Origin of the sequence: Pedobacter sp. R-06 (assembly GCF_049913135.1) — a bacterium.
Lineage (GTDB): Bacteria > Bacteroidota > Bacteroidia > Sphingobacteriales > Sphingobacteriaceae > Pedobacter.
This window is the reverse complement of the sequence record NZ_CP183977.1, coordinates 5,235,277-5,259,409: the sequence shown is the minus strand read 5'-3', so window position 1 is coordinate 5,259,409 and position 24,133 is coordinate 5,235,277. Positions and strand designations below refer to the sequence as shown.

The 24,133-nt window shown below is 39.6% G+C and carries 14 protein-coding genes; 13 read left to right on the top strand and 1 reads right to left on the bottom strand.

What is annotated here, in order from left to right; translation table 11 throughout:
* The first annotated feature begins 13 nt into the window (after nt 1-13).
* From ACN9MR_RS21175 to sprA, 7 genes are all read left to right on the top strand, one after another.
* The gene (locus ACN9MR_RS21175; RefSeq protein WP_426326498.1) at nt 14-340 is read left to right on the top strand and encodes a Sec-independent protein translocase subunit TatA/TatB; all 327 of its coding nucleotides are present in this window, start codon (nt 14-16) and stop codon (nt 338-340) included.
* A 10-nt stretch (nt 341-350) separates the two neighbouring features.
* Nucleotides 351-551 (top strand): Sec-independent protein translocase subunit TatA/TatB, encoded by a 201-nt coding sequence (locus ACN9MR_RS21170; RefSeq protein WP_029287719.1) that lies wholly within the window; start codon nt 351-353, stop codon nt 549-551.
* A gap of 17 nt (nt 552-568) precedes the next feature.
* Complete coding sequence (gatA, locus tag ACN9MR_RS21165) at nt 569-1,987, top strand: Asp-tRNA(Asn)/Glu-tRNA(Gln) amidotransferase subunit GatA (protein ID WP_426326497.1); 1,419 nt, start codon at nt 569-571, stop codon at nt 1,985-1,987.
* 211 nt (nt 1,988-2,198) lie between these two features.
* Complete coding sequence (locus tag ACN9MR_RS21160; RefSeq protein WP_426326496.1) at nt 2,199-3,602, top strand: transglycosylase SLT domain-containing protein; 1,404 nt, start codon at nt 2,199-2,201, stop codon at nt 3,600-3,602.
* 281 nt (nt 3,603-3,883) lie between these two features.
* Nucleotides 3,884-6,205, top strand: coding sequence for an NADP-dependent malic enzyme (locus ACN9MR_RS21155; protein ID WP_426326495.1), 2,322 nt, complete (start codon nt 3,884-3,886; stop codon nt 6,203-6,205).
* A 6-nt stretch (nt 6,206-6,211) separates the two neighbouring features.
* On the top strand, nt 6,212-6,796 hold the full coding sequence (ruvA, locus tag ACN9MR_RS21150) for a Holliday junction branch migration protein RuvA (protein ID WP_426326494.1): 585 nt from the start codon (nt 6,212-6,214) through the stop codon (nt 6,794-6,796).
* Between the two features lie 11 nt (nt 6,797-6,807).
* Nucleotides 6,808-14,007 (top strand): cell surface protein SprA, encoded by a 7,200-nt coding sequence (sprA, locus tag ACN9MR_RS21145; RefSeq protein ID WP_426326493.1) that lies wholly within the window; start codon nt 6,808-6,810, stop codon nt 14,005-14,007.
* 12 nt (nt 14,008-14,019) lie between these two features.
* Here the strand turns inward: sprA and ACN9MR_RS21140 are convergent, their stop codons facing one another.
* On the bottom strand, nt 14,020-14,436 hold the full coding sequence (locus ACN9MR_RS21140; RefSeq protein WP_426326492.1) for a hypothetical protein: 417 nt from the start codon (nt 14,434-14,436) through the stop codon (nt 14,020-14,022).
* Nucleotides 14,437-14,687: 251 nt separating this feature from the next.
* Here ACN9MR_RS21140 and gcvH point away from each other — a divergent pair, with 251 nt between their 5' ends.
* From gcvH to feoB, 6 genes are all read left to right on the top strand, one after another.
* Nucleotides 14,688-15,068, top strand: a complete 381-nt coding sequence (gcvH, locus tag ACN9MR_RS21135; protein ID WP_426326491.1) for a glycine cleavage system protein GcvH — start codon at nt 14,688-14,690, stop codon at nt 15,066-15,068.
* A gap of 79 nt (nt 15,069-15,147) precedes the next feature.
* Nucleotides 15,148-15,504 carry a VanZ family protein gene (locus ACN9MR_RS21130; RefSeq protein ID WP_426326490.1) on the top strand — a complete coding sequence of 119 codons (357 nt, stop codon included), beginning with the start codon at nt 15,148-15,150 and terminating at the stop codon, nt 15,502-15,504.
* A gap of 325 nt (nt 15,505-15,829) precedes the next feature.
* Nucleotides 15,830-18,634 carry an outer membrane beta-barrel family protein gene (locus tag ACN9MR_RS21125; protein ID WP_426326489.1) on the top strand — a complete coding sequence of 935 codons (2,805 nt, stop codon included), beginning with the start codon at nt 15,830-15,832 and terminating at the stop codon, nt 18,632-18,634.
* 176 nt (nt 18,635-18,810) lie between these two features.
* The gene (locus ACN9MR_RS21120) at nt 18,811-21,582 is read left to right on the top strand and encodes an outer membrane beta-barrel protein (RefSeq protein ID WP_426326488.1); all 2,772 of its coding nucleotides are present in this window, start codon (nt 18,811-18,813) and stop codon (nt 21,580-21,582) included.
* A gap of 97 nt (nt 21,583-21,679) precedes the next feature.
* On the top strand, nt 21,680-21,895 hold the full coding sequence (locus tag ACN9MR_RS21115) for a FeoA family protein (RefSeq protein ID WP_055913318.1): 216 nt from the start codon (nt 21,680-21,682) through the stop codon (nt 21,893-21,895).
* A 5-nt stretch (nt 21,896-21,900) separates the two neighbouring features.
* Nucleotides 21,901-24,015 (top strand): ferrous iron transport protein B, encoded by a 2,115-nt coding sequence (gene feoB, locus ACN9MR_RS21110; protein ID WP_426330238.1) that lies wholly within the window; start codon nt 21,901-21,903, stop codon nt 24,013-24,015.
* Nucleotides 24,016-24,133: the final 118 nt, after the last annotated feature.

Below are 24,133 nucleotides of genomic sequence, written 5' to 3'. Positions count from 1 at the left end.
AGAGTTTTTAAACATGGGTGGATCAGAGATCGTGCTCATTTTAGTGGTGGTTCTATTGTTGTTCGGAGGTAAAAAATTGCCTGAACTTGCAAGAGGGCTAGGGAAGGGGATCAGAGAATTCAAAGATGCCTCTGATGGTGTTAAGCGTGAAATCCATAGGAATATCAATGCAATGGATTTAGATAAAGAAGAAGCAGAAGAAACAGCGGTAAACCATAGTCAGCGCCATCATCCAACAGAAGAATCGCCTGTTGATGAAAAGGCAGAGGCAAGTGCACCAAATATTGATCTTGCAAAGCCTACTGACGAAAAAATTATAACTGACAAAGAAAAAGTTTAAACAAAAAGTTATGTTAAATACAACAATAGCAGCAATGCTTGGAACACCAGAAATTATCATTATTGCGGTAGTGGTATTGTTATTATTTGGTGGTAAAAAAATTCCTGAACTAATGAGAGGTTTAGGTAAAGGTGTTAAAGAATTTAAAGATGGTAAAGATGGCGTTGATGGAGAACAGGTAGATCCGTCTAACCGTGATAAAACCGTTTAATTGCAATAATTTTAGTTTTGAAGAAATACAGCTCTCTTAAAGAGATTCAAACACTCATTGCGCAAAAGCAATTAACTTTACCCGATTTACTAGCTTATTATTTTAAGCAAATTGAAAATAATGAACACCTCAATGCATTTAATGAGGTGTTTTTTTTGTCGGCCGAAGTTCAGGCGAAAGCGATACAGCAAAAAATAGAAGAAGGTACTGCAGGGAAACTTGCAGGGATGGTGATCGGTATTAAAGATAATATCTGTTATAAAGACCATATCGTTACGGCATCATCAAAAATGCTTGAGGGCTTTGTATCTCCATATTCTTCTACAGTTGTGCAACGATTGTTACAGGAAGATGCCGTTATTATCGGCCGTTTAAACTGTGATGAGTTTGCTATGGGCGGCTCCAATGAAACTTCATACTATGGGGTTGCTAAAAATGCAGCAAATCCCGATCTTGTTCCTGGTGGATCTTCAGGTGGCTCAGCTGTAGCCGTTCAGGCCGATATGTGTTTGTCTGCCCTGGGTACCGATACTGGTGGCTCCGTAAGACAGCCAGCTGCATTTTGTGGTCAGATTGGGCTTAAGCCTACTTATGGTCGTATTTCAAGGTATGGTGTTATTGCTTATGCTTCCTCTTTCGATCAGGTTGGGCCAATTACATCTTCAGTAGAAGATGCTGCTTTGCTTTTACAGGTTTTAGCTGGCGCTGATGATTACGATTCTACTGTTTCTCCTGTTGCAGTGCCCGATTACCCTGCTCATTTGAACGAACATAAAAAACAAAAAATAGCTGTATTAAAAGAGACTATTGAGAGCGAAGCCCTCGATCCCGAAATCAAATCGGCTATTTTAAAATCAATCGAGCAGCTCAGATCAGATGGGCATACCGTTGAGTACGTTTCTTTTGATCTGTTGGATTATCTGGTTCCGGCCTATTATATCTTAACAACGGCTGAAGCCTCTTCAAATCTTTCGCGTTATGATGGCGTTCATTACGGACATCGTAACCTAGAAGCGAAATCGTTAAATGAACTTTATAAATTATCCCGCGCCGAAGGTTTTGGCGAGGAAGTAAAACGCCGTATCCTTTTAGGTACTTTTGTTTTAAGTGCGGGATATTACGATGCTTACTATCAGAAAGCACAGCAGGTTCGCCGATTGATCAGAGAAAAAATGGATGTTTTGTTTCAGGGTTATGATTTAATTCTTTCTCCTGTGGCACCAACAGCAGCTTTTAAAATTGGCGATAATGTTCAGGATGCAATTGTGATGTATATGGCCGATATTTTTACCGTATTGCCTTCTTTAAGCGGGAACCCGGCTATTGCTTTGCCACTAGGCAATAATGCAGCAGGATTGCCGTTAAGTATACAGTTTACAGCCAAACATTTTGAGGAAGATAAGCTTCTGGCTTTTTCTCAGGCATTTTTATCATAGTTTTATCGTCATTGCGCGGTACGAACCAATCTTAATGCAAAAAGCATTATAAGTTAAGTATGGCAATGGCATTTTATTAACTGTTTTTTAGGCTTGGTCTAGAAGGTTCGCAGGTTCTTACGCTTTTCCTTGTTATGAAAAGAAAGAGAGTTCTGTGTAAAGCTTTGTGGGGACACATGCCACGGTTAATGAAAATTTAAACCAATAGCCCATGATTAAAAAAATACTTTTTGCTTCAATTTGTGCTTGCTTAGGATATGTTTCTTCCTCTTCCGCGCAACAAACCCTCAAACTGGATAGTCTTCCGAAGATTCACAACAACATTTTTATCAATACCGATACCGTAGCTGTACCGGCTGTTTCAGAAAACCCATTAACCATGGGCCAGAATTTTATCTATAAACTCAGGCTCGATTCTATCGCTAAAACGGTACCCCTTCCTTACAACGAGTACGTTCAGCAGTATATCGATATTTATGCCAAGCGTAAAGATATGTTCGGGAAAATGATTGGCTTATCGAGCTATTACTTCCCGATTTTTGACAAAGCTTTAAAAGATTATAATATTCCGCAGGAAATAAAATATTTAACGATCGTCGAATCGCAGATGAATCCGCATGCCATTTCCAGAGTTGGGGCTACGGGTATCTGGCAGTTTATGTTCGGCACTGGTAAGGCCTATGGCTTAAAGATGGATAATTTTGTTGATGAACGTAAAGATCCCATCCAGGCCAGTTATGCAGCGGCAGCCTATTTTAGAGATGCTTTTGAAGAGCTTGGCGATTGGCTGTTGGCCATTGCCGCTTATAACTGCGGAAAGGGGAATGTTAACCGGGCTATTGATAAAGCCGGATCGAGGGATTTTTGGGTAATCAGGCAGTTTTTACCTAAAGAAACCAGAAATTATGTACCCGCCTTTATTGCCGCAGTTTATGTAATGAATTATTCTGGCAAACATCAGATTACGGCGCAGGCCTCGAGCATGTTCTTAAAAACCGATACGGTTCAAACTACCCGTTTCGTTTCGCTAGCTACGCTTGCAAAAGTGTTAAATGTTGATGAGGCTGCGATTCTGGCTTTAAATCCATCGTACAAGAAAAAAATTGTAAATGGTACAGATGATGAACCGAAGCGTATTGTGATGCCCAAGTTAAGGGATATCGACTACGCAGGTATTTATGATGTGCTTAATAATCAGGACGTGGATGTGAACATGAAAGTGGTAGCCGCCAGTACTGATGATGTAAGAGATTTAAGAAAGAAAAAAACTAAAAGTATCGCTACAACCGCTGTAGTTTATCATAAAGTTACCTCCGGACAAAGTTTGACAACTGTTGCCAATAAATATGGTGTAGAGGTACAGGATTTAAGGGTTTGGAACGGTTTAAAAAGTAAAACGCTGGTACCAGGACAAAGACTAAAGATTTACGCCAAAAACCGGATGCCATTAAAGGTGCCTTCATCGTTTTTAAGTTACAAGGTTAAAACCGGCGATACCCTGTCTGAAATTGCAGAGAAATTTGACGGTGCAACCGTTCAGCGCATCAGAAGAGATAACCGTTTATCAAAAGCTGGTTTGCAAGTTGGTATGATTTTGAAAATTAGCAGAGGATAGTTTACTTTATATTGTATTGTCAGTCTGAGCTTGTCGAAGACCTTTTTATCTAAGAAAATAACATTTGTACCTTTACAAGGCATCTGTGAAGGATCTGTTCATGCTGTGGTCTCGACCATAGCGGAGAGATTTATGAGCAATAGCTAAGGATTTCTCTATCGACTCAGCATCAGGACGACGCTTCAGTCTCTTACATCTCATTTAACTTTTTTTGAAAGGTATTTTATTTTAAGCCTCATGAAAAGAATTGTACCTTTGCGCCGTCACTAATAAGTTACTTAATGAGTAATACGAATAGAAAGCAAGATGCGTTGGATTACCACTCGCAAGGCCGTCCGGGAAAGATACAAGTAGTACCCACGAAACCTACCACCTCACAAAGGGATTTAACTTTAGCATACTCGCCGGGAGTTGCAGAGCCCTGCTTAAAAATAGCAAATAATAAAGAAGATGTTTATAAATATACCGCCAAAGGTAATTTAGTTGCAGTAATCAGTAATGGAACGGCCGTTTTAGGTCTGGGCAATATCGGCCCCGAAGCCGGTAAACCCGTAATGGAAGGTAAAGGCCTTTTATTTAAAATTTTCTCTGATATAGATGTATTCGATTTAGAGCTTGATACCGAAAATGTTGATGATTTTGTAAAGATCGTTAAAGCATTGGAGCCAACTTTTGGGGGGATCAACCTCGAAGATATCAAAGCTCCGGAGTGTTTCGAAATTGAGCGCCGTTTAAAACAGGAGATGAATATCCCTGTAATGCACGATGACCAGCACGGAACAGCCATTATTTCTGGCGCAGCTTTATTAAATGCCTGCGAAATCCAGAAAAAGAAAATCGATAAAATTCAGGTTGTAGTAAGTGGCGCAGGTGCTGCAGCTGTTTCCTGCTCTAAAATGTACCTCAGTTTAGGGGTTAAAAAAGAGAATTTGGTGATGTTTGATATCAATGGTTTAATTGATATCCACCGTTCTGATCTGGATGATATCCGCATGAGCTTTGCGACTACCAGAAAGGATATTTCGAACATTGGAGAAGCAATGAAAGGTGCAGATGTTTTCATCGGACTTTCGGCTGCAAATGTAATTTCACCTGAAATGTTAATGGGTATGGCTAAAAATCCGATTGTTTTTGCCATGGCCAATCCAAATCCTGAAATTGCATACGAACTGGCCATTAAAACCCGTAAAGATCTCATTATGGCTACCGGCCGTTCTGATTATCCCAACCAGGTGAACAATGTGTTGGGTTTCCCTTATATTTTCCGTGGAGCGTTGGATGTTAGGGCAACCAGTATTAACGAAGCCATGAAAATTGCTGCGGTTAAAGCCATTGCCGAACTGGCTAAAAAATCAGTTCCAGAGGCAGTTAACTTAGCCTATAATGCCCGTAACCTAAAATTCGGTAAAGATTATATCATTCCAAAACCGGTTGATTTCAGGTTGATTACCGAAGTTTCTACTGCTGTGGCAAAAGCTGCAATAGAAAGTGGTGTGGCCAGAAAAATCATTACCGATTGGGATGCTTACAACGAAGAACTGAGAAAACGTTTAGGCCTGGATGATGCCATTATGAGGGCTGTAACCACCAAGGCTAAAATGGCCCCTAAACGTGTGGTATTTGCCGAGGCTGATAATTATAAAATCCTAAAAGCGGCCCAGATTGTAAAAGATGATAATATTGCTATTCCGATCCTTTTGGGCAATAGAGATAAAATACAGGCCATTATTGATGAACATGCTTTAGAACTGGAGGGTGTAGAAATCATCGATCAGATGCAGAATCCGGAAAAGACCAAACAATATGCCGAAGCGCTTTTCAAAAAACGCCAGCGCAAAGGTGTTTCATCTATGCGTGATGCCACTAAACTATTGCGAGACCGTAACTATTACGGGGCTTCGATGGTCGAGTTTGGTGAGGCAGATGCAATGATATCGGGCTTAACCAAAAACTATGCTGCCACCATTAAACCAGCCTTGCAGGTAATCGGCGTAAAATCGGGCGTAAAGCGTGTAGCCGGTATGTACATGATGATGACCAAAAAAGGTCCGGTTTTCTTTGGTGATACCACAGTAAATGTTGATCCAACCGCAGAAGAACTGGTAGATATTACCTTGCTGATCGATAAATCGGTAAAACAGTTCAACATCAAACCACGTATTGCATTATTATCTTATTCAAATTTTGGCTCAAACGATGGCGTAACCCCGAATAAAGTAAGGGAGACTGTTAATTTGCTTCATAAAAACCATCCTGAAATTGTGGTAGATGGAGAGATGCAAGGAAACTTTGCCATTAACAATGAGTTGTTAAAAGATAACTTTCCTTTTAGCACATTAGCTGATGCTCCGGCGAACACTCTAGTGTTCCCAAATCTGGAGTCTGGAAACATTGCATACAAATTGTTACAAGAGTTGGGCGGCGCCGAAGCGGTTGGTCCGATCTTGTTAGGACTGAATAAACCTGTTCATATTGTTCAATTAGGTAGTTCTGTACGCGAAATCGTCAATATGGTTACCATTGCTGTTGTAGATGTGCAAGCAAAAGAAGAAATTGCAACATCAAAACGAAAAGGTATATTTGGAAAAACAACTAAAAAGTAGAATTATATGTACGCCTATATTGATGGTAAATTGACATTCAAAAACCCAGCATATGTTGTGGTTGAAGCAGGAGGTATAGGCTATCATATAAACATTTCTTTAAATACATACAGTGCTTTAGCTGATGCAGAAAGGTGTAAACTATACACCTGGCTGCATGTAAAAGAAGATGCACATACATTATACGGCTTCGCCGATGAAGGCGAACGCCGTTTATTTTTACACTTAATATCGGTATCGGGAATTGGACCAAATACAGGCAGAATGATTTTATCATCTATCACACCTGTTGAAATCCAGACCGCAATTGTTAAAGCAGATTTACCCCTAATTCAAAGAATTAAGGGCTTAGGAGCTAAAACCGCACAACGCCTGGTTTTAGAGCTACAGGACAAACTAAAAAAAGAAGGGGCAGATTCATTAATTTTTATGCCTCAACACAATACTGTTAAAGATGAAGCGTTATCAGCATTAGTAATGCTCGGATTCGCCAAACAAACCGCCGAAAAAACTATTGACCAGATTTTAAAAGTGACAGAGGGGACACTTTCGGTAGAGCAACTAATTAAACAAGCTTTAAAAACTTTATAGATCTACTGCCTTTGAAGAGAATATCTACATTTCTGTTTCTCATCCCTCTTTTCTTAATTGCTTCTCAAAACGCTTTCTCTCAAGTTGTTCCAAGCAAAACGGATACTATTACCCCAAAAAATAATTTTAGTTTACGCGAGAAAGAACGTTTGGGACTCAGCCCGACCATTAATCCATTTTATCCGGCGCCTAGCAATTTAAAACGTGTTGTAGAATACGATGCCAAGAATAAACGTTATGTGGTAAAGGAATTAATTGGCGAAAAATTTGTTTTAAACACACAATATTTAACCATTGATGAATACCAGCGATTGGTTAACAGTGAGATAAAACGCGGTAACTGGCGTAGCATTTCAAATGCAGAAGTAAGTGATTACAGAAGCACTGGTATTATTCCGCAGATCCAGGTAAACAGCAAAGCTTTCGAAAAATTATTCGGTGGAACAACCATTGACATTCAGCCCCGTGGAGAGGCAGAACTCACCTTTTTAGGCCGGGTAAATAAGAATGAAAATCCGCTTTTTAACGAAAGACAGCGGGTGCAGACCAATTTCGATTTTAACCAAAGGATCCAGATGGATCTTGTTGGTAACATCGGAACCAAACTAAAAATCAAAAGCAATTACAACACCGAGGCCCAATTTGATTTCGAAAATCAGATTAAACTCGATTATACCGGCGGACCCGATGATATTATCCAGAAAATTGAAGCGGGTAATGTAAGCTTGCCTTTAAATACCTCTTTAATTACCGGAACCCAGGCACTTTTCGGTATTAAAACACAATTAAAATTCGGGCGTTTAAACGTAACAAGTGTTTATACGCAGCAAAAATCTCAATCGCGGGAAATTAAAATTACCAATGGAGCGCAACAAAATACCACCACGGTAAATATTGATAGCTACGAGGCTAATAAACACTATTTTTTATCACAATATTTTAGGAATAACTACAATAAGAACCTCGCTAACGCACCTATTATCACCTCTCCGATCCAGATTACCAAAATTGAGGTATGGATTACCAATAAGGCGGGTAATACCACCGACTCCAGAGATGTATTGGGTTTGATTGATTTGGGTGAAAATGTTCCTTTTAACAATAATTTAATTACCGGAGGAACTTCTGGTTTGCCGGCAGGAACTACCGCTACGGGTTTCCCGCAACAATCAAACAACCTGATCTCGCAGTTAAATGCTTATCAGGGCGGGGCTATAAGACAGACAAATTCCAATGCTATCCTTTCTTTCTTCCAGACAACGCCAGCTAACAGTAGCAATACAGATAACTTTGCCAAATTGGTTTATGCCAGAAAGTTAACCGAGCGTGAGTTTACCTTTCAGCCGCAACTGGGTTATTTATCGCTGAACAATCCGTTAAATGCCGATGAGGTTTTAGCTGTTGCCTACCGCTATACCTATAACGGTGTAGAGTATCAGGTTGGTGAGTTTTCTACCGATGTTTCTTTTGATGCGGCAAATCCAAAAGTGCTTTATGCTAAATTGTTAAAGAACGAAACCACTAAGATTCAATTGCCAACATGGGATCTGATGATGAAAAATATTTACTCTATCGGAGGGTACCAGATCAGCAGTCAGAATTTTAAACTTGATATTTACCGCATCGACAATGAAACCGGTGTGGATAATCCGGTAATGACTGAAGGACAAAATACTGCAAATAAGCAGTGGATTGCCTTAACCGAATTCGACCGTTTGAACCAGCAAAATGAACGCAGGCCGGATGGAGTTTTCGATTTTGTGGCCGCAAATAATGCTTTTGGCTCTTATTCTACTGCAAGCAATGCCAATCAGGCAAGTATGTTCGGCGTGGGGAGCAATGGGCAAACTTCGTTGGTTACCAATACCAATTCGGGTTATATAACCATCGATCCGGCAAATGGAAGGATTATTTTTCCTGTAATTGAGCCATTTGGTAAAGATTTAGCTGCAAAGTTTTTACCGAGCGAGCAGGCTTTGATCGATAAATATACTTTTACTGCGCTTTACGATTCAACCCAAACCATCGCTAAACAGCTGTTTCAAAACCAGAACAGGTACACCATTAAGGTAAATTACCAATCTGATATTTCTTCTGAATTTAGTTTAAATGCCATTAACGTTCCGGAAGGATCGGTAAAGGTTTTTGCAGGAACGATGCCATTAACTGAGGGGATAGATTTTACTGTCGATTATCAGGGTGGCCGGGTGAGCATCATCAATCAGGCACTTTTGGTATCTGGTCAACCCATTAGGATCACTACAGAAAACAGTGAAACCTTTGGCCTGCAGCAACGATCACTTTTTGGAACCCGTTTAGATTATCGTGTAAACAATAAGCTAAACCTTGGGGGTACCATCATGAACCTAACCGAGAAACCTTTAACCCAAAAGGTAAATATTGGCGAAGAACCTATTTCAAATACCATTTGGGGAGCTGATATTAATTACAGCTCGCCGTCAAGATTTTTAACAAAACTGGTTGATAAACTTCCGTTTATTTCAACCAAAGCACCTTCGAGTGTAACGTTTTATGGTGAGTTTGCGCAACTGATCCCTGGTCACCCAAGGGCGTTGAATTTTGCCGGCAGTAAAAACGGAGTAAGTTACTTAGATGATTTCGAAGCATCCAGATCGGTAATAGATTTAAAGAGTGCCATTGCCTGGCAGCTGTCAGGTACGCCACAGCTTTTCTCAGAGTTTGATAGATCCAACGATTTATCTTATGGTTACAATCGGGCAAGAATTGCATTTTATAACATCGACCCAACTTTTTATAACTCAGCAGCATCTACCACTCCGGCCAATATCAGGGGCAACCGAGGAGAACTTTCCAATCACTATGTGAGAGAGGTAATTGAACAGGAGGTTTTTCCGTTTAAAGAAACGGCAACCGGGCAAGCCTTAAATATTACCACTTTCGATGTGGCATATTACCCAACCGTTAGGGGGCCTTATAACTTCCGTACTACCGGCTTTAGTCCCGATGGAACATTATTGCAGCCTAAAAATAATTGGGGAGGTTTCCAACGAAAAATCGAAACCAACGATTTTGAAGCCCTAAATGTGGGCTTTATTGAGTTTTGGGTAATGGATCCATTCATCTATAAGCCAAATTCTGCCGGTGGCGACATGTATTTTAATCTGGGGAATATCTCAGAAGATATCCTTAAGGATGGCCGGAAATCGTTAGAGAATGGTCTGCCAGCCACAAACGACCCAAGCAAATACGAAGAAACCGCTTGGGGCCGTGTGCCCAAATTGCAACCCGTTGTACAGGCTTTCGATAACAATGCCAGTTCGCGTAGGGCACAAGATGTGGGTTTGGATGGATTATCAGATGCTGATGAAAAAGTAAAATTTGCAGCGGCAATTACGCAGATTAAATCGCAGTTAAATGCCACGGCTTCTGCCGCACTTGATGCCGATCCATCATCAGATAATTATACTTACTTCAGAGGCCCGGCACTGGACCAGATTAATGCGGGTATTCTCAAACGCTACGAAAAATATAACGGAACGGAAGGAAACTCTAAAACTTCGCAACAGTCGCAAGAAGAATTAGGACTTGAAAACTCTGCATCTACTTCTTTACCCGACGGGGAAGACATCAACCGCGATAATAACATGACACAAAGTGATGAGTATTTTCAGTATAAAGTTTCGATCCGCCCGGGAGATTTAAATGTTGGTCAGAACTTTATTACCGATAAGGTTACCTCGCAGGTAAAATTAGCCAATGGCAATACCCAGGCTGTTTCATGGTATCAGTTCAGAATCCCAATCGGTCAGTACCAGGAGAAAGTAGGCGGTATCCAGGATTTTAAATCGATCCGTTTCTTCAGGATGTTTATGACCAATTTCGCTGATACTGCTGTAATGCGTTTTGCAAAGTTGCAGTTAATCCGCGGCGAATGGAGAGAGTATAATGCAGCCAACCAAGCTGCACAGGTAATTGTAGACCCATCATTACCGGCACTTACCCCTGATAATTCTACTATTGAAGTTTCGACAGTAAACATTGAAGAAAATGGAAAACGTTCACCGATTCCATATGTTACCCCTCCGGGCATTCTTCGCGAGCGCGACTATAGCAACTATCGTGGCGATACTCGTTTAAATGAGCAATCGCTATCGGTTATTGTAAAATCGTTAAGAGATGGCTATGGTAGAGCTGCATTTAAAACAGCCTACAGCGATTTCAGATCTTACAAACATTTGGAAATGTTTATTCATGCCGAGGCTGTTAATAACCAAATTTTAAATGACAATGATGTTGCTGCATTTTTAAGAATCGGAACCGATAACCAGGATAACTATTATGAATATGTAATCCCGTTAAAGGTAACCAGTCCAGGTACAAGCGATCCTGATGCCATTTGGCCGGAAGCCAATAGAATGGATATTGATTTAACACTTTTCCAAAATGCTAAGCTCGCCCGTAACGTAGCTAAACAAGCCAACGGACAACCATGGCCTACAAATGTTCCGTTTACCTATACCGACGGAACGAGAACCATTATAGTTAAAGGGCAACCTGATATGAGCAAGGTTAGGGTGTATATGGTGGGGATTAAAAATCCGCTCCGTGCCGCCAGTGATGAACGGAACGATGATGGCCTTGATAAAAATGCACTGGTTTGGTTTAACGAATTGAGGTTAACTGAATTTGACGAAAAAGGCGGTTGGGCAGCTACGGGAAGATTGAACTTAAAATTGGCTGATTTTGCAGATGTAAATATTTCGGGAAGTAAATCTACCATCGGTTTCGGATCTATCGATTCGAAAGTGAGTGAACGGAACCGTGCCGATAATGTATTGCTGGATGTTTCTTCTGCCATGGAATTAGGTAAGTTTCTGCCGCAAAAATCGGGTGTGAAAATCCCGATGTTTGTGAGTTACTCTAAACAGGTTTCTACACCGCAGTACAATCCTAGAACACCGGATATTGAGCTTAAAAATGCATTGGAGCAGTCGACAAAAGAACAGAAAGATTCGATTTTGAACTTTGCACAGGATTATACCGTTAGAAGAGGCATAAACTTTACCAACGTTAGAAAAGAACGGACCAATAACAGTAAACCTGTTCGCCTATGGGATATTGAAAATTTTGCTGCCAGTTATGCTTATACGCAATATAATCATCGCGATTTTATTAATCAGAGCAGTATTCAGAATACCTACAGGGCATCGCTGCAGTATAGTTATTCTAGAGAAGCCAAAACAATAGCACCGTTTGAAAAAATTATTAAATCGAACATGCTGGCCTTACTGAAGGATTTTAACTTCAGCATTTTTCCAAGCGCTATTAATTTCAGGATTGATGTAGACCGCTTATATTCAGAAAATACCTTACGGAATAACGACCCGAATAATACCATCGGGGTTTACCAGAGTGGTTATGGTACCACCTTTAACAAAAACTTTACCATGAGCCGGATTTATGGTATCGCCTGGAACCTTACCCGTTCGTTACAGTTAGATTTTAATGCCACAAATTATTCGATCATTGACGAACCAGATGGAAGACTTGATGGTTTAAAACGCGATACCGTTTGGCAAAACTTAAAACGTTTAGGGCGTACAACCGATTATAACCATAATTTAAACGTTACCTATAACCTGCCAATTGATAAAATACCAGGACTAAACTGGATTACAGTAAAAACCCGTTATGGTACCAACTTTAACTGGCAAACCGAGCCGCTTTCTACTTTACGCGACCCGAATATTAATTTGGGCAATACCATACAGAACAGCAGAACAGTACAGGTAAATCCGACCTTAAACCTAACTACTTTATACAATAAGTTTGGTTTTATCAGAAAGGCAGGCAACGATCAGGAAGGAAGTGGTGCTAAGACATTTTTTATTAATCTATTAACGAGTGTAAAAAACGTTAATGCCAGCTTTGTACAAACCAAAGGTATTTTCTTGCCGGGCTATCTGCCAACCACCAAGTATTTTGGTATCGATAATGCAACGGGGGCACCAGGTTTGGGCTTTGTTTTCGGAAGTCAGCGCGATATTCGCGATATGGCATTAAACAACGGATGGTTAACTACCGATACCTTACAGAACCAGTTATATGTAAACACGCTCCGAGAAGATTTTCAGCTTACCGGCCAGGTAGAGCCATTTAAAGATTTACGGATTACGCTAAAAGCCAATAAGGCGCAAACAAGAAACTTTTCTACTAATTTCAGGTATGTAGCCAGTGTATCATCGTTCGAAAACTTAAGTGCCATTACCACGGGCGATTATAGCGTATCATATATTGCTTTGGGTACGGCTTTCAAAGAAAATAACTCAACGGTAATTTCGGGTCTGTTTAATCAGTTTATGGCCAATCGGATCATTATATCCCGAAGATTGGGTGCTCAGAATCCAAATTCAGGAGGCATAAACGGCGGTTATGCCGATGGTTACGGTAAAGAAAGTCAGGATGTAATTATTTCTGCTTTTATGGCAGCTTATTCGGGCAAAGATGCCGGAAAAACAAAAATGAATGCCTTCCCTAAAATTCCACTTCCAAACTGGAGTTTAACCTATAGTGGTTTAACACGTATTCCTTTTATCGCCGATAAATTTTCGTCTGTCGATATCAGACACGGCTATCGCTCAGCCTACAATATTAATGGCTTTAACTCATTATTGCGTTATCAGGAAACCAATGGCGCGGTTAGCAGTAGAGATGTAAACAATAACTTTTTACCTGAATACCAGTTTGCTCAGGTAACCATTTCTGAATATTTTTCTCCCTTGGTTGGCGTTGATACCAGGTTTAAAAATAACCTGACTGCTTCTTTCGAATTAAACCGTTCACGTTTATTGGGATTGAGTTTATCAAACAGCCAGCTGGCACAGCTATCAGAAAACAATATGGTTTTAGGATTAGGCTACCGTACCAATAAATTCCGCTTCCCATTTGGATGGTTTAAAAGCCTGAAAATGGATAACAACATGGATTTCAAATTGGATGTTGCTATCCGCGATAATAAAACCGTTATTTACCGGGCTGATGTTACAGAAGCCGAAGTTTCTTCAGGCGCGAAGAACATTACATTAAGGCCAAGTGTAGATTATGTGTTGAATCAGAAATTTAATATCAAATTGTTTTACGATTCGAATATTACAAAGCCATATACTTCGCAAACCTTTAATACTTCATTCAGTAATTTCGGGTTTAGTTTAAGGTTTACGCTGAATTAATAAGTAAGTTGCTTAGGCAGGTAAAGGCTTGTCCTTTTGTGCCGAGAATATTCTGCTAAATACATATGCCGTTAAGAACATAGGGGCATAACTGAACAGCAGGTAATCAAAACTGATGAAATACATGGCCCCACTGATAATCAGATAAAGTAAAAAGATAACAATCGAATGTGCTATCGGTCGATCGTTGATAAATCTTTTATAGCCCGATTTTTCTATAAAAAAATGATTTATCGTAATAACTGCAGCAATTATAGCTACAAAGATAAATAGATGGGTAAAAGGTAGGTTAAAATTAAAACTATAATTAAGCGGTTTGATGAGCATGATTAGTCCAATATAGCCGAATCCAATCGCCATAGTTACCGGAACAGAAACAACTAAAGTGGCGAGACATACTTTTAAAGTATAAATTTGTGTGGGTTTCATGTTTGAGTGTTAATTTGTTTTGTGAATATAATATATTATTCTTTGAATCTGTTTATCTGTACGATTGCCTGCTCGGGAAGCTGTGCTCGAAAAGCAAGATCAAACCTTTTTACGATAAGTTAATTTGCCAGGCATTGCGATATGTTAAAGTAAATTGTATTTTTGGCAGGTAAACGCTGAGAAACGTTTAATCCATACAAACTTAATAAAACAAGAAAATTAATATAACTTATATTCAATAAATACAAACCATGAATTTTCCATCAGAATTAAAATACACTAAAGACCACGAGTGGGTTAAAGTTGAAGGTAACGAAGCTATTATCGGTGTTACTGATTTCGCTCAGCGCGAATTAGGTGATATTGTTTATGTTGATATCAATACTGTAGGCAGCGAAGTAGCAAAAGAAGAAGTTTTTGGTACTGTAGAAGCTGTTAAAACGGTGTCTGACTTATATATGCCAGTTACAGGTACGGTATTAGAAGTTAATGCTGAACTGAACGACAATCCTGAATTGGTAAATTCTGATCCTTATGGAAAAGGTTGGATGGTAAAAGTATCTTTAGCTGATTTAGCTGAAGTAGAAGGTTTATTAACTGCAGAAGCTTACCAGGAATTGGTAGGCGCTTAATTATTATATTTTGTACAAAACACTGAAACAACAAAAATGGGCCGTTCTGTGGACACTTGTTGTTTTAGTGTTTTGTAATATGAGAATATCCGATTCTGTTGGTGAAAGCGGTTTTTTCTTTAAAGGCTTTGATAAGATGACCCATATGGGTTTTTTCTTTGTCTTATCGGTATTACTCTTCTACGGGAAAATAAGATATCAGCATACTTTCGCTTTCCGAACATTAACCATTTTTAAGATTCTGCTCATCAATGCGATACTTGGAGGCGGAATTGAACTGTTACAATGGAAAGTTTTCACCTACCGATCTGCAGAATGGTGGGATTTTGGCTGCGATATGTTAGGTGCATCTATGGCAGTTTTTAGTTATGTATTACTCCATAAATTAAATTTTAATGAAACCATGACGAATACACCGCTTACCAAAAAAAATTAATGTATCCGGAATCGCTTCATTGCAATTGAAAATAAAATAAAATCAATGAAAACGAAAGTTAGCATCATCTGTATAATTGTGGCCATAGGTTTAAGTGGATGCAGTATCTTTAAAAAGAATTGTAACTGCCCAAAAGTGTACTACAAAACTTATCCTTCCCCACAAAAATAGTACCTTTCAGATCGACCTTCCTTTTAGATCTGATCACCTTCCTAAAAAGGCTGTATTTAAAATGTTACCAAGCTTTTAACACACCTTAACAAACCTTTGCGCCTTTCCCTAGTCTGATAGCTTAGTTTTGTATTATAATATCTAATTTTTTTTAATGAAAAGAAACGTTCAGCGGGCAATATTCATTGTGCTCCTATTTTGTGGATATATTGCCCAGGCTCAAAATACTGGCTCAATAAGCGGTAAAGTAATTAACGCGAAAGATAAAAAGCCGGTTGATTTTGCTACCATAGCAATTAAGAGCTTGAAAGATTCGAGCGTTGTGGCTTCAGGGCAAACCAATCCGGATGGATCTTTTAGTTTTAAGAGCATTGCCCCAGGTAAATATAGAATTTACTCCGCCTTTTTAGGTTTAAAAACAGCTACCAAAGATATAGAAGTGGCTAAAGCAGCAGTAAATGCCGGCGAAATTGCCATGAGCGACGATGGCGTTGATTTAAAAGATGTTAATGTTACCGCAACCATTCCAATTGTAGTAAAGAAAGATACCATTGAATTTGATGCCAAATCCATCAAGGTACGTGAAAATGCCGTTGTAGAAGATTTATTAAAGAAAGTACCAGGCGTAGAGGTGGCAAAAGATGGAAGTATTAAAGCCCAGGGTGAAACCATTACCAAAGTAAAAGTGGATGGAAAAGAATTTTTTGGAAATGATCCATTATTGGCTACCAAAAATTTACCAGCCGATATGGTTGATAAAATTCAGGTAATTGACGAGCTTTCCGAGCAGGCCCAGTTTACCGGTATTGATGACGGAACAAGAAATAAAATCCTGAACATTACAACCAAAAGCGGCATGAAACATGGTTATTTTGGAAACAGTACGGCAGGCTACGGTTCCAATGACCGTTATGATGCAAGTTTGAACGTCAACAAGTTTGATGAAGATAGGCAGATCAGTTTTATCGGCCAGTTTAACAACGTGAACAAACAAAACTTTGGTCAGGGCGGTGGTGTAGGCAACGGATTTGGAGGTGGCGGTGGTCGTGGCGGCGGTGGTTTTGGCGGCGGCAGTAGCTCCGGCGGAAGCGGTGGTATCACCAATACCAATGCGGCAGGTTTAAACTTTGCCGATACCTATAAAGATGGTACACAGTTTCAGGCCAGTTATTTCTTTAACAAAGCAACTTCCGAAATTATTCAAAACTCCAATACCCAAAACCTTGCTGGAGCTACCAATAATATTGCTGAAGATATAAATAATAATTCTGATCGGATTAACCACCGTTTTAATTTCATGGTTGATACCAAGATAGACCCATCTTTATCAATTAAAATACAGCCGAACCTGGCCTATACCGAAACCGATGGCAACAATTTGAATAGTTATACCAGAACGCTTGATGATGGCTCAACTGTTGGTACGCAAAGGAATACCACAACTGCTGCTACACCTACGTTTAGCAATAATTTACTGATCCGCAAAAGTTTTAAACGCAGAGGCCGTACGTTATCATTGAATGTAAACACCAGCATAAACGATAATGATGGTACAAACCTTAACTATAGAAATGATAAAATTACGGAAGGTACAGTAACAAGAGATACCATTACCAATCAATTCAATAATACCAATAGCCATTCGATAAGTAATACCACAAGGGCGGTATATACCGAGCCTTTAAACAAAACCTTAAGCGTTGAGTTTAATTATCAGAATGGTTATTCGAATAGCGATTCGCATAGAGATGTGTTTAATTACAATCCCTTAACCCTGCAATACGATCTGGTAGATAATACCTTTTCTAATATTTATAACAACCGTACCTTAACCAATGCGGCAGGTGTAAGCTTAACCACTACAGAGAAAAAATACAACTGGAACATCGGTGTTGCTGCACAGCAGACCAACAGGGTAAACACCAATTTAACTACAGGATTAAAACGTACACAGAATTTTATTAATATTACCCCTTCTGCACAGTTCAGGTATAACTTTAGTAACCGTAAACGTTTGTTCATTAATTACCGCGGTTCTACAAATCAGCCTAGTATCGATCAGATTCAACCGATCCCGGACAATACAAATTCGCAGACACGTTATGTGGGTAACCCCGCTTTAAAGCCTTCGTTTAACAACCAATTGAGGATTAACTTCAATAATTTCAACATCGAAAACGGCCGTTTTTTCTTTGCTGGTTTAAACCTTACCCAAACATTTAACGCCATTGGAAATACTGTTGTGCCTTTGTCAGGGGGTGTTCAACAGGTAAGTTACATCAATGTTGATGGTGTTTATGCCGGTAATGCCAATGCAACATGGTCTTTACCTTTAATGGCAGAGCGTAAGTTAACACTGAATATTTCTGGAAATGGATCGTATAACAGAAATGTGAATTTTATTGCGCAACAAGGGAGATCCGATCTGGTAAAAAATGTGACCAACAGTTATACCATTTCAAATGGTTATAAATTGGTTACCAATGTTGATAAATTCGATTTAACAGGGGGTATAACTGGTAGCTATACCAACTCTACTTTTTCTGCCAGGTCATCGTCCAATACCCAGTATTATACCATTAACCCAAGTTTTGATGTGAGTTATGTATTGCCAGCCAATATCCGGTTAGCAATCGATATCGATTATTTTAGGAACTTTGGCGGCGGCGATCAATTTAACCAGGAATACACCATTCTTAATCCTTACATCAGCCGTCAGTTTTTTAAAAACAGGGGAACTTTCAAGTTTTCTGTAAACGATGCACTTAACCAGAACACCGGCGTAAGCAGAACCGCTACAGGCACTTCAATAGTCGATTTAACATCCAATGTATTAAAACGTTATTATATGTTCTCGTTCACTTACTCTTTAACCCGCATTGGCGGAAGAAATATGGGCGGAGATATGCAGATGCCGGGGCAACGAGGAGGCGGTGGTGGTCAACGCATAAGAATGTAAAAGAAAGTAAAAAAATACTAAAGTCCCGGTTTTAACCGGGACTTTTCTGTTTTTATAGCCAAAGGGGTTTTATGATTAAATGTATTATTGACATTTATGTATTTCAAATGTTACCTAAGTAAAAATAAACCTTTATAAAAGTCAATAGTCTCTATGCTATAAACCAAACTAACCGAATGAAACAAATTTTTACGCTCCTGCTTATTTTATCGTCTTTTTATGTTTACGCTCAGAAAACGGGTTCAGTTAGCGGGCGGGTTATCCAATCAAAAGATAAAAAACCAATTGATTATGCCTCTATAGCCGTTAAAAACTTAACCGATTCTAGTATGGTTGGTGCAGTGAGCACAACAGAAGATGGAAAATTTGTTTTCAAGGGGCTAAAACCTGGCAGTTACAAGTTGTATGCTGCATTTTTAGGCTTAAAAAATACCACTAAAGATTTTACCATCTCAACAGATAAATTTGATATCATCTTGGGCGACATTGTTTTAGAAGGTGGCGCAATAGATCTGCAAACGGTTGATATTAAAGCAGAAATTCCGCCAATTGTGGTAAAAAAAGATACCCTTGAGTTTAATGCAAGCTCGTTTAAAGTAGTAGAGAATGCTGTAGTAGAAGACTTGCTAAAGAAATTGCCAGGAGTAGAGGTAGATAAGGCAGGAACAGTAAAAGCCCAGGGTGAAACCATTACAAAAGTTAAGGTAGATGGTAAAGAGTTTTTTGGAAACGATCCTTTATTGGCCACTAAAAACCTTCCGGCCGATATGATCGATAAAATTCAGATTATAGATGAACTCTCAGACCAGGCACAGTTCACCGGAATCGATGATGGCTCGAGAACCAAAATCATTAATATCACCACTAGAAAGGATAAAAAAAACGGTTACTTCGGAAATAGTACAGGAGGTTATGGATCTAATGACCGTTATGATGTAAATGCGAACATTAACCATTTTAATCAGGATAAACGATTAAGTGTAATTGCCCAGTTTAACAATGTAAACAAACAAAACTTTGGTGGTGGCCTGGGTGGAGGGAATGGCGGTAGTAATGGTGGCCGGGGTGGAATTACCGATACCAAGGCTGGCGGATTTAATTTCTCGGATGAATATGCCGATCAAACCGAAGTTAGCCTGAGTTATTTCGTTAATAAATCTGATAACCTTATCCTGTCGAATAGTGTAAGACAAAATTTATTGGGTAATGAAACTACAGTTTTTAATAACAATCAGGTCAATAATTCCGATCGGTTAAATCACCGCTTAAACTTTATGGTCGATACCAAGATTGATTCATTGACCTCGCTCCGGATACAGCCAAATTTAAGTTATACCGATAACGAGAGCTTGAACAAGAGCACCTATACCCGCGATTTTAATAAGTATATGATTACCGGATCTCAATCGTTAAGAAATCACAATACCGCACCATCCATTAGCAACAACATTTTATTACGTAAAAAATTTATGCGCAGGGGAAGAACGTTATCGTTAAATTTCAGTACCAATATCAACAATAACGACGCTGATAATTACAACAATAACCCTGAGTTAAAAGATAGTGCCAGCGTGCGGACTCCAAAATTAACCAATCAATTTAACGATCAGGAGAGCGAGTCTCTCAGTCAGAATACAAGATTGGTATATACAGAGCCCCTGGATAAAACCTTGAGCTTAGAGTTTAATTATCAGAATGGTTATAACCACAATACATCCGATCGTTTTACCTATAATTTCAATCCAGCTACCTTACAGTACGATCTGTTGGATGAAACTTTTAGCAATGCCTATGAAAATACCATTTTAACCAACTCAGCGGGTTTTAGCTTTAATAAAATGGCGAAAAAATACAACTGGAATTTGGGCATGGCGGTTCAGAACACTGATCGCACAAATAACAATATCAGCAAGGGATTTGTACTCAAGCAGAACGTTTTCAACTATACGCCTTCAGCCATGTTCAGGTATAATTTTAGCAACAGCAAACGTCTGGTATTTAACTATAGGGGCAGTACTAACCAGCCAACCATTCAGCAGTTGCAGCCGATCCGGAACAATACCAATACGCAAAGCGTTCCTGTAGGTAACCCGGATCTGAAACCCGAATTCAATAATACCCTTCGCGTAGCCTACAATACATTTACTGTCGGAAAAAACAGATCCTTGTTCGTGAATTTAAACCTGACCCAAACCGCTAACCGGATCGCAAATAGCAGTAGCTTAATTCAAAGTGGCGAAGACCAGGGGAAACTGGCTATTACCCCGGTGAATGTAAGCGGTGTTTACTCGGGGTCTATTTCCTCTTCATTAAGTTTGCCGATTAAGGCCGAGAATAAGCTGAATTTCCATATCAATGTTAGTGGTAGTTATGATAGGGATGTAAACTTTACCAATTCTTTAAAAAATATTACCAATAGTTGGTCTATTACCAATGGTTACCGCTTGGTTTCCAATTTAGATAAGCTCGATTTAACAGCTGGTTTAAATGGTTCGATTAACCGTGCAACTTACTCGGTTCAACCTACTTCTAATACACGCTATTATACCTTCAGCCCGAATATAAGCGTAAGCTATTTGTTCCCGGGGAATATCCGCTGGGCAATAGATGCCGATTATAACCAGAATACCGGAAGAGGAGAGGGGTTTGATACACATTTTACGCTCGTAAATTCTTACATCAGCAAACAGTTTTTCAAAAACAGGGGAACCTTTAAAGCGGCGGTAAACGATTTGCTGAACGAAAACCAGGGTGTAAGCCGTACAGCTAATAACAATACCATCCAGGATGTGAGTTATAATGTACTGCAGCGTTATTTTATGTTTTCGTTTACCTATTCGCTTAACCGGATGGGCGGTAAAAACCGCATCAGGGGCGGCGAAGAAGGTGGCAGGAACCGTGGTGGCAACGGCGGCGGGGGATTTGGCGGGGGCAGACAACGGAACTAGATCATTTTAAGGTAAAGCTGTGCAATTTATATCCCACGTACGACTATCTTATTTGGAATAAATCTAAAGAAAGGTTAACTTGCGCCAAATTTAGCACATGAAGCTGTCGCATCTAAAAGTTGGAGAAAAAGGAACAATTGTAGCTTTTACAGATTTAGATATGTCTGTAAAGTTAATGGAGATGGGCTGCTTGCCAGGTGAGGTGGTAGAGGTAGAGCGATTTGCTCCTCTAGGCGATCCAATGGCGATCCGTGTTGCTGGTTATCAGCTTTGCTTGCGTAAAAGCGAAGCCGATGTTATCATTATACAATAAATAAGCTGGGTTTGGATATTAAAGTTGCGTTAGTTGGTAATCCCAATACAGGTAAATCTACTTTATTTAATCGTTTAACAGGGTTAAATCAAAAAATCGGAAATTTTCCAGGCATCACTGTTGATAAGAAAACAGGTTTTACAAAACTTGCCAGTGGTAAAGAAGCTGAAATAATAGATTTACCCGGAACCTATAGTTTATATCCAAAAAGTGCTGATGAAAGTATCGTTTTTCAAGTACTTGCCGATAAAAAGAACAATAGCCACCCTGATGTTATTGTCCTCATTGCCGATGCTTCCAATTTAAAGCGTAATATGCTTTTGTACTCACAAGTGGCAGATTTAGGCATCCCTATGATTTTGGCCCTGAATATGATCGATCTTTCGACTAAGCAGGGAATTGAGATCGACCTGGATAAACTTGCAGAGAAACTGGGCGTTCAGGTGGTTCCCATTTCAGCACGAAACAACATTGGGATTGACAAACTAAAACAAGCCATTGCCAATACCAATAAAATTGCCACACAGTTGCAGGATGTGGATGTGAATTTTCTGGCTCCTGAAGCGATTAACGCCATAAAATCGAAGCTTAATTCTGATAACGATTATTATGCGCTGCAGGTTTTGCACCAGCATGAGCATTTAACTTTCTTTACCGAAAAGGAACAAGAAGAAATTGAAAATATAGAGCAGTCGCACCATTTCGAATCTTCAAAAATTCAGGCTGCAGAAACCATTGCCAGGTACAAACACCTTAGTACTATTTTATCTGATGTGGTTGTTGACAAAGGAACGGAAAAGAAGTTTTCTTTCAGTGATAAATTAGATGCTATTTTAACCCATAAAGTATGGGGATTTGCCATTTTCCTGCTGATTCTTTTTGTTATTTTCAATGCCATATTTGCCTGGTCATCCTATCCAATGGATTGGATTGAGACTGGTTTTGGTTTTATAACGAGTACCGGTCACGAGTATTTACCGGCAGGCATGCTTACCGATCTGTTATTGGACGGTGTTGTTGCCGGGCTAGGCGGCATATTCGTGTTTATTCCACAGATTGCAATCCTTTTTGCCTTTATATCCATTTTAGAAGATACCGGCTATATGGCCCGTGTTACCTTTATGATGGATAAAATTATGAGCAAGGTTGGCCTTAACGGTAAATCGGTGGTGCCGATGATCGGTGGTTTAGCCTGTGCAGTTCCGTCTATTATGGCTGCCAGGAATATCGAAAACTGGAAAGACAGGATGATTACCATCATGGTTACCCCATTAGTAAGCTGCTCGGCAAGGCTTCCGGTATATATTTTAATCATTTCGTTAATTATTCCTTCTCAAACCGTTTTAGGTGTTTTTAACCTGCAGGGACTGGCGTTGATGGTGATGTACCTGGTCGGTATTATTGCTGCGGTATTGGTGGCTTGGGTAATGAAATTCATCATTAAAACCAAAGAAAGGTCTTATTTTATCATGGAGTTGCCGGTTTACCGCATGCCAAGGTGGAAAAATGTGTTCTACACCATGTACGAGAAATCGAAAACCTTTGTTTTCGAAGCGGGTAAGGTAATCATAGCCATTTCCATCATCCTTTGGGTAATGGCTTCTTTCGGGCCGGGAAACCGTTTCGAAAGTATCGATAAAAAATACGAAACCGCTTTAACTGATACCACAAAAAATGCAGATCATATTAAAACCCTTGTGGCTACTGAAAAGTTAGAAAACTCTTATGTAGGTATCCTTGGTCATTGGATCGAGCCTGCTATCCGCCCTTTGGGCTACGATTGGAAGATCGGTATTGGTTTAATTACCTCTTTTGCCGCCCGCGAAGCCTTTGTAGGTACTATGGCTACCATTTATAGTGTTGATGGTGGTGATGAGGATACTAGCACCATTAGGGAACGTATGTCGGCCTCGGTTAATAGCCGTACCGGTTTGCCTGTGTATACTTTTGCTACTGGTATTTCATTAATGCTTTTTTATGCCTTTGCCATGCAGTGTATGAGCACGGTTGCAATTGTTTATCGCGAAACTAAGGGTTGGAAGTGGCCTGTAATCCAATTGACCTATATGACAGCCATGGCTTACGTTGCCGCACTTATTGCTTACCAGTTGTTGAAATAAATAGATCCGTCATTTCGAGCGGAGTGCAACGCAGCCGAGAACCACGTAGTGCTCAGCGAAGCTAAATCTATCTAGATAAACCTGGCTCCAGACTTAATATCTCGACTAAGCTAAAATA

Coding starts and splice junctions, on each gene's coding strand:
- ACN9MR_RS21175 (WP_426326498.1), top strand. CDS start 14: ATGGGTGGATCAGAGATCGTGCTCATTTTAGTGGTGGTTCTATTGTTG.
- ACN9MR_RS21170 (WP_029287719.1), top strand. CDS start 351: ATGTTAAATACAACAATAGCAGCAATGCTTGGAACACCAGAAATTATC.
- ACN9MR_RS21160 (WP_426326496.1), top strand. CDS start 2,199: ATGATTAAAAAAATACTTTTTGCTTCAATTTGTGCTTGCTTAGGATAT.
- ACN9MR_RS21155 (WP_426326495.1), top strand. CDS start 3,884: ATGAGTAATACGAATAGAAAGCAAGATGCGTTGGATTACCACTCGCAA.
- ruvA (WP_426326494.1), top strand. CDS start 6,212: ATGTACGCCTATATTGATGGTAAATTGACATTCAAAAACCCAGCATAT.
- ACN9MR_RS21140 (WP_426326492.1), bottom strand. CDS start 14,436: ATGAAACCCACACAAATTTATACTTTAAAAGTATGTCTCGCCACTTTA.
- gcvH (WP_426326491.1), top strand. CDS start 14,688: ATGAATTTTCCATCAGAATTAAAATACACTAAAGACCACGAGTGGGTT.
- ACN9MR_RS21130 (WP_426326490.1), top strand. CDS start 15,148: ATGAGAATATCCGATTCTGTTGGTGAAAGCGGTTTTTTCTTTAAAGGC.
- ACN9MR_RS21125 (WP_426326489.1), top strand. CDS start 15,830: ATGAAAAGAAACGTTCAGCGGGCAATATTCATTGTGCTCCTATTTTGT.
- ACN9MR_RS21120 (WP_426326488.1), top strand. CDS start 18,811: ATGAAACAAATTTTTACGCTCCTGCTTATTTTATCGTCTTTTTATGTT.
- ACN9MR_RS21115 (WP_055913318.1), top strand. CDS start 21,680: ATGAAGCTGTCGCATCTAAAAGTTGGAGAAAAAGGAACAATTGTAGCT.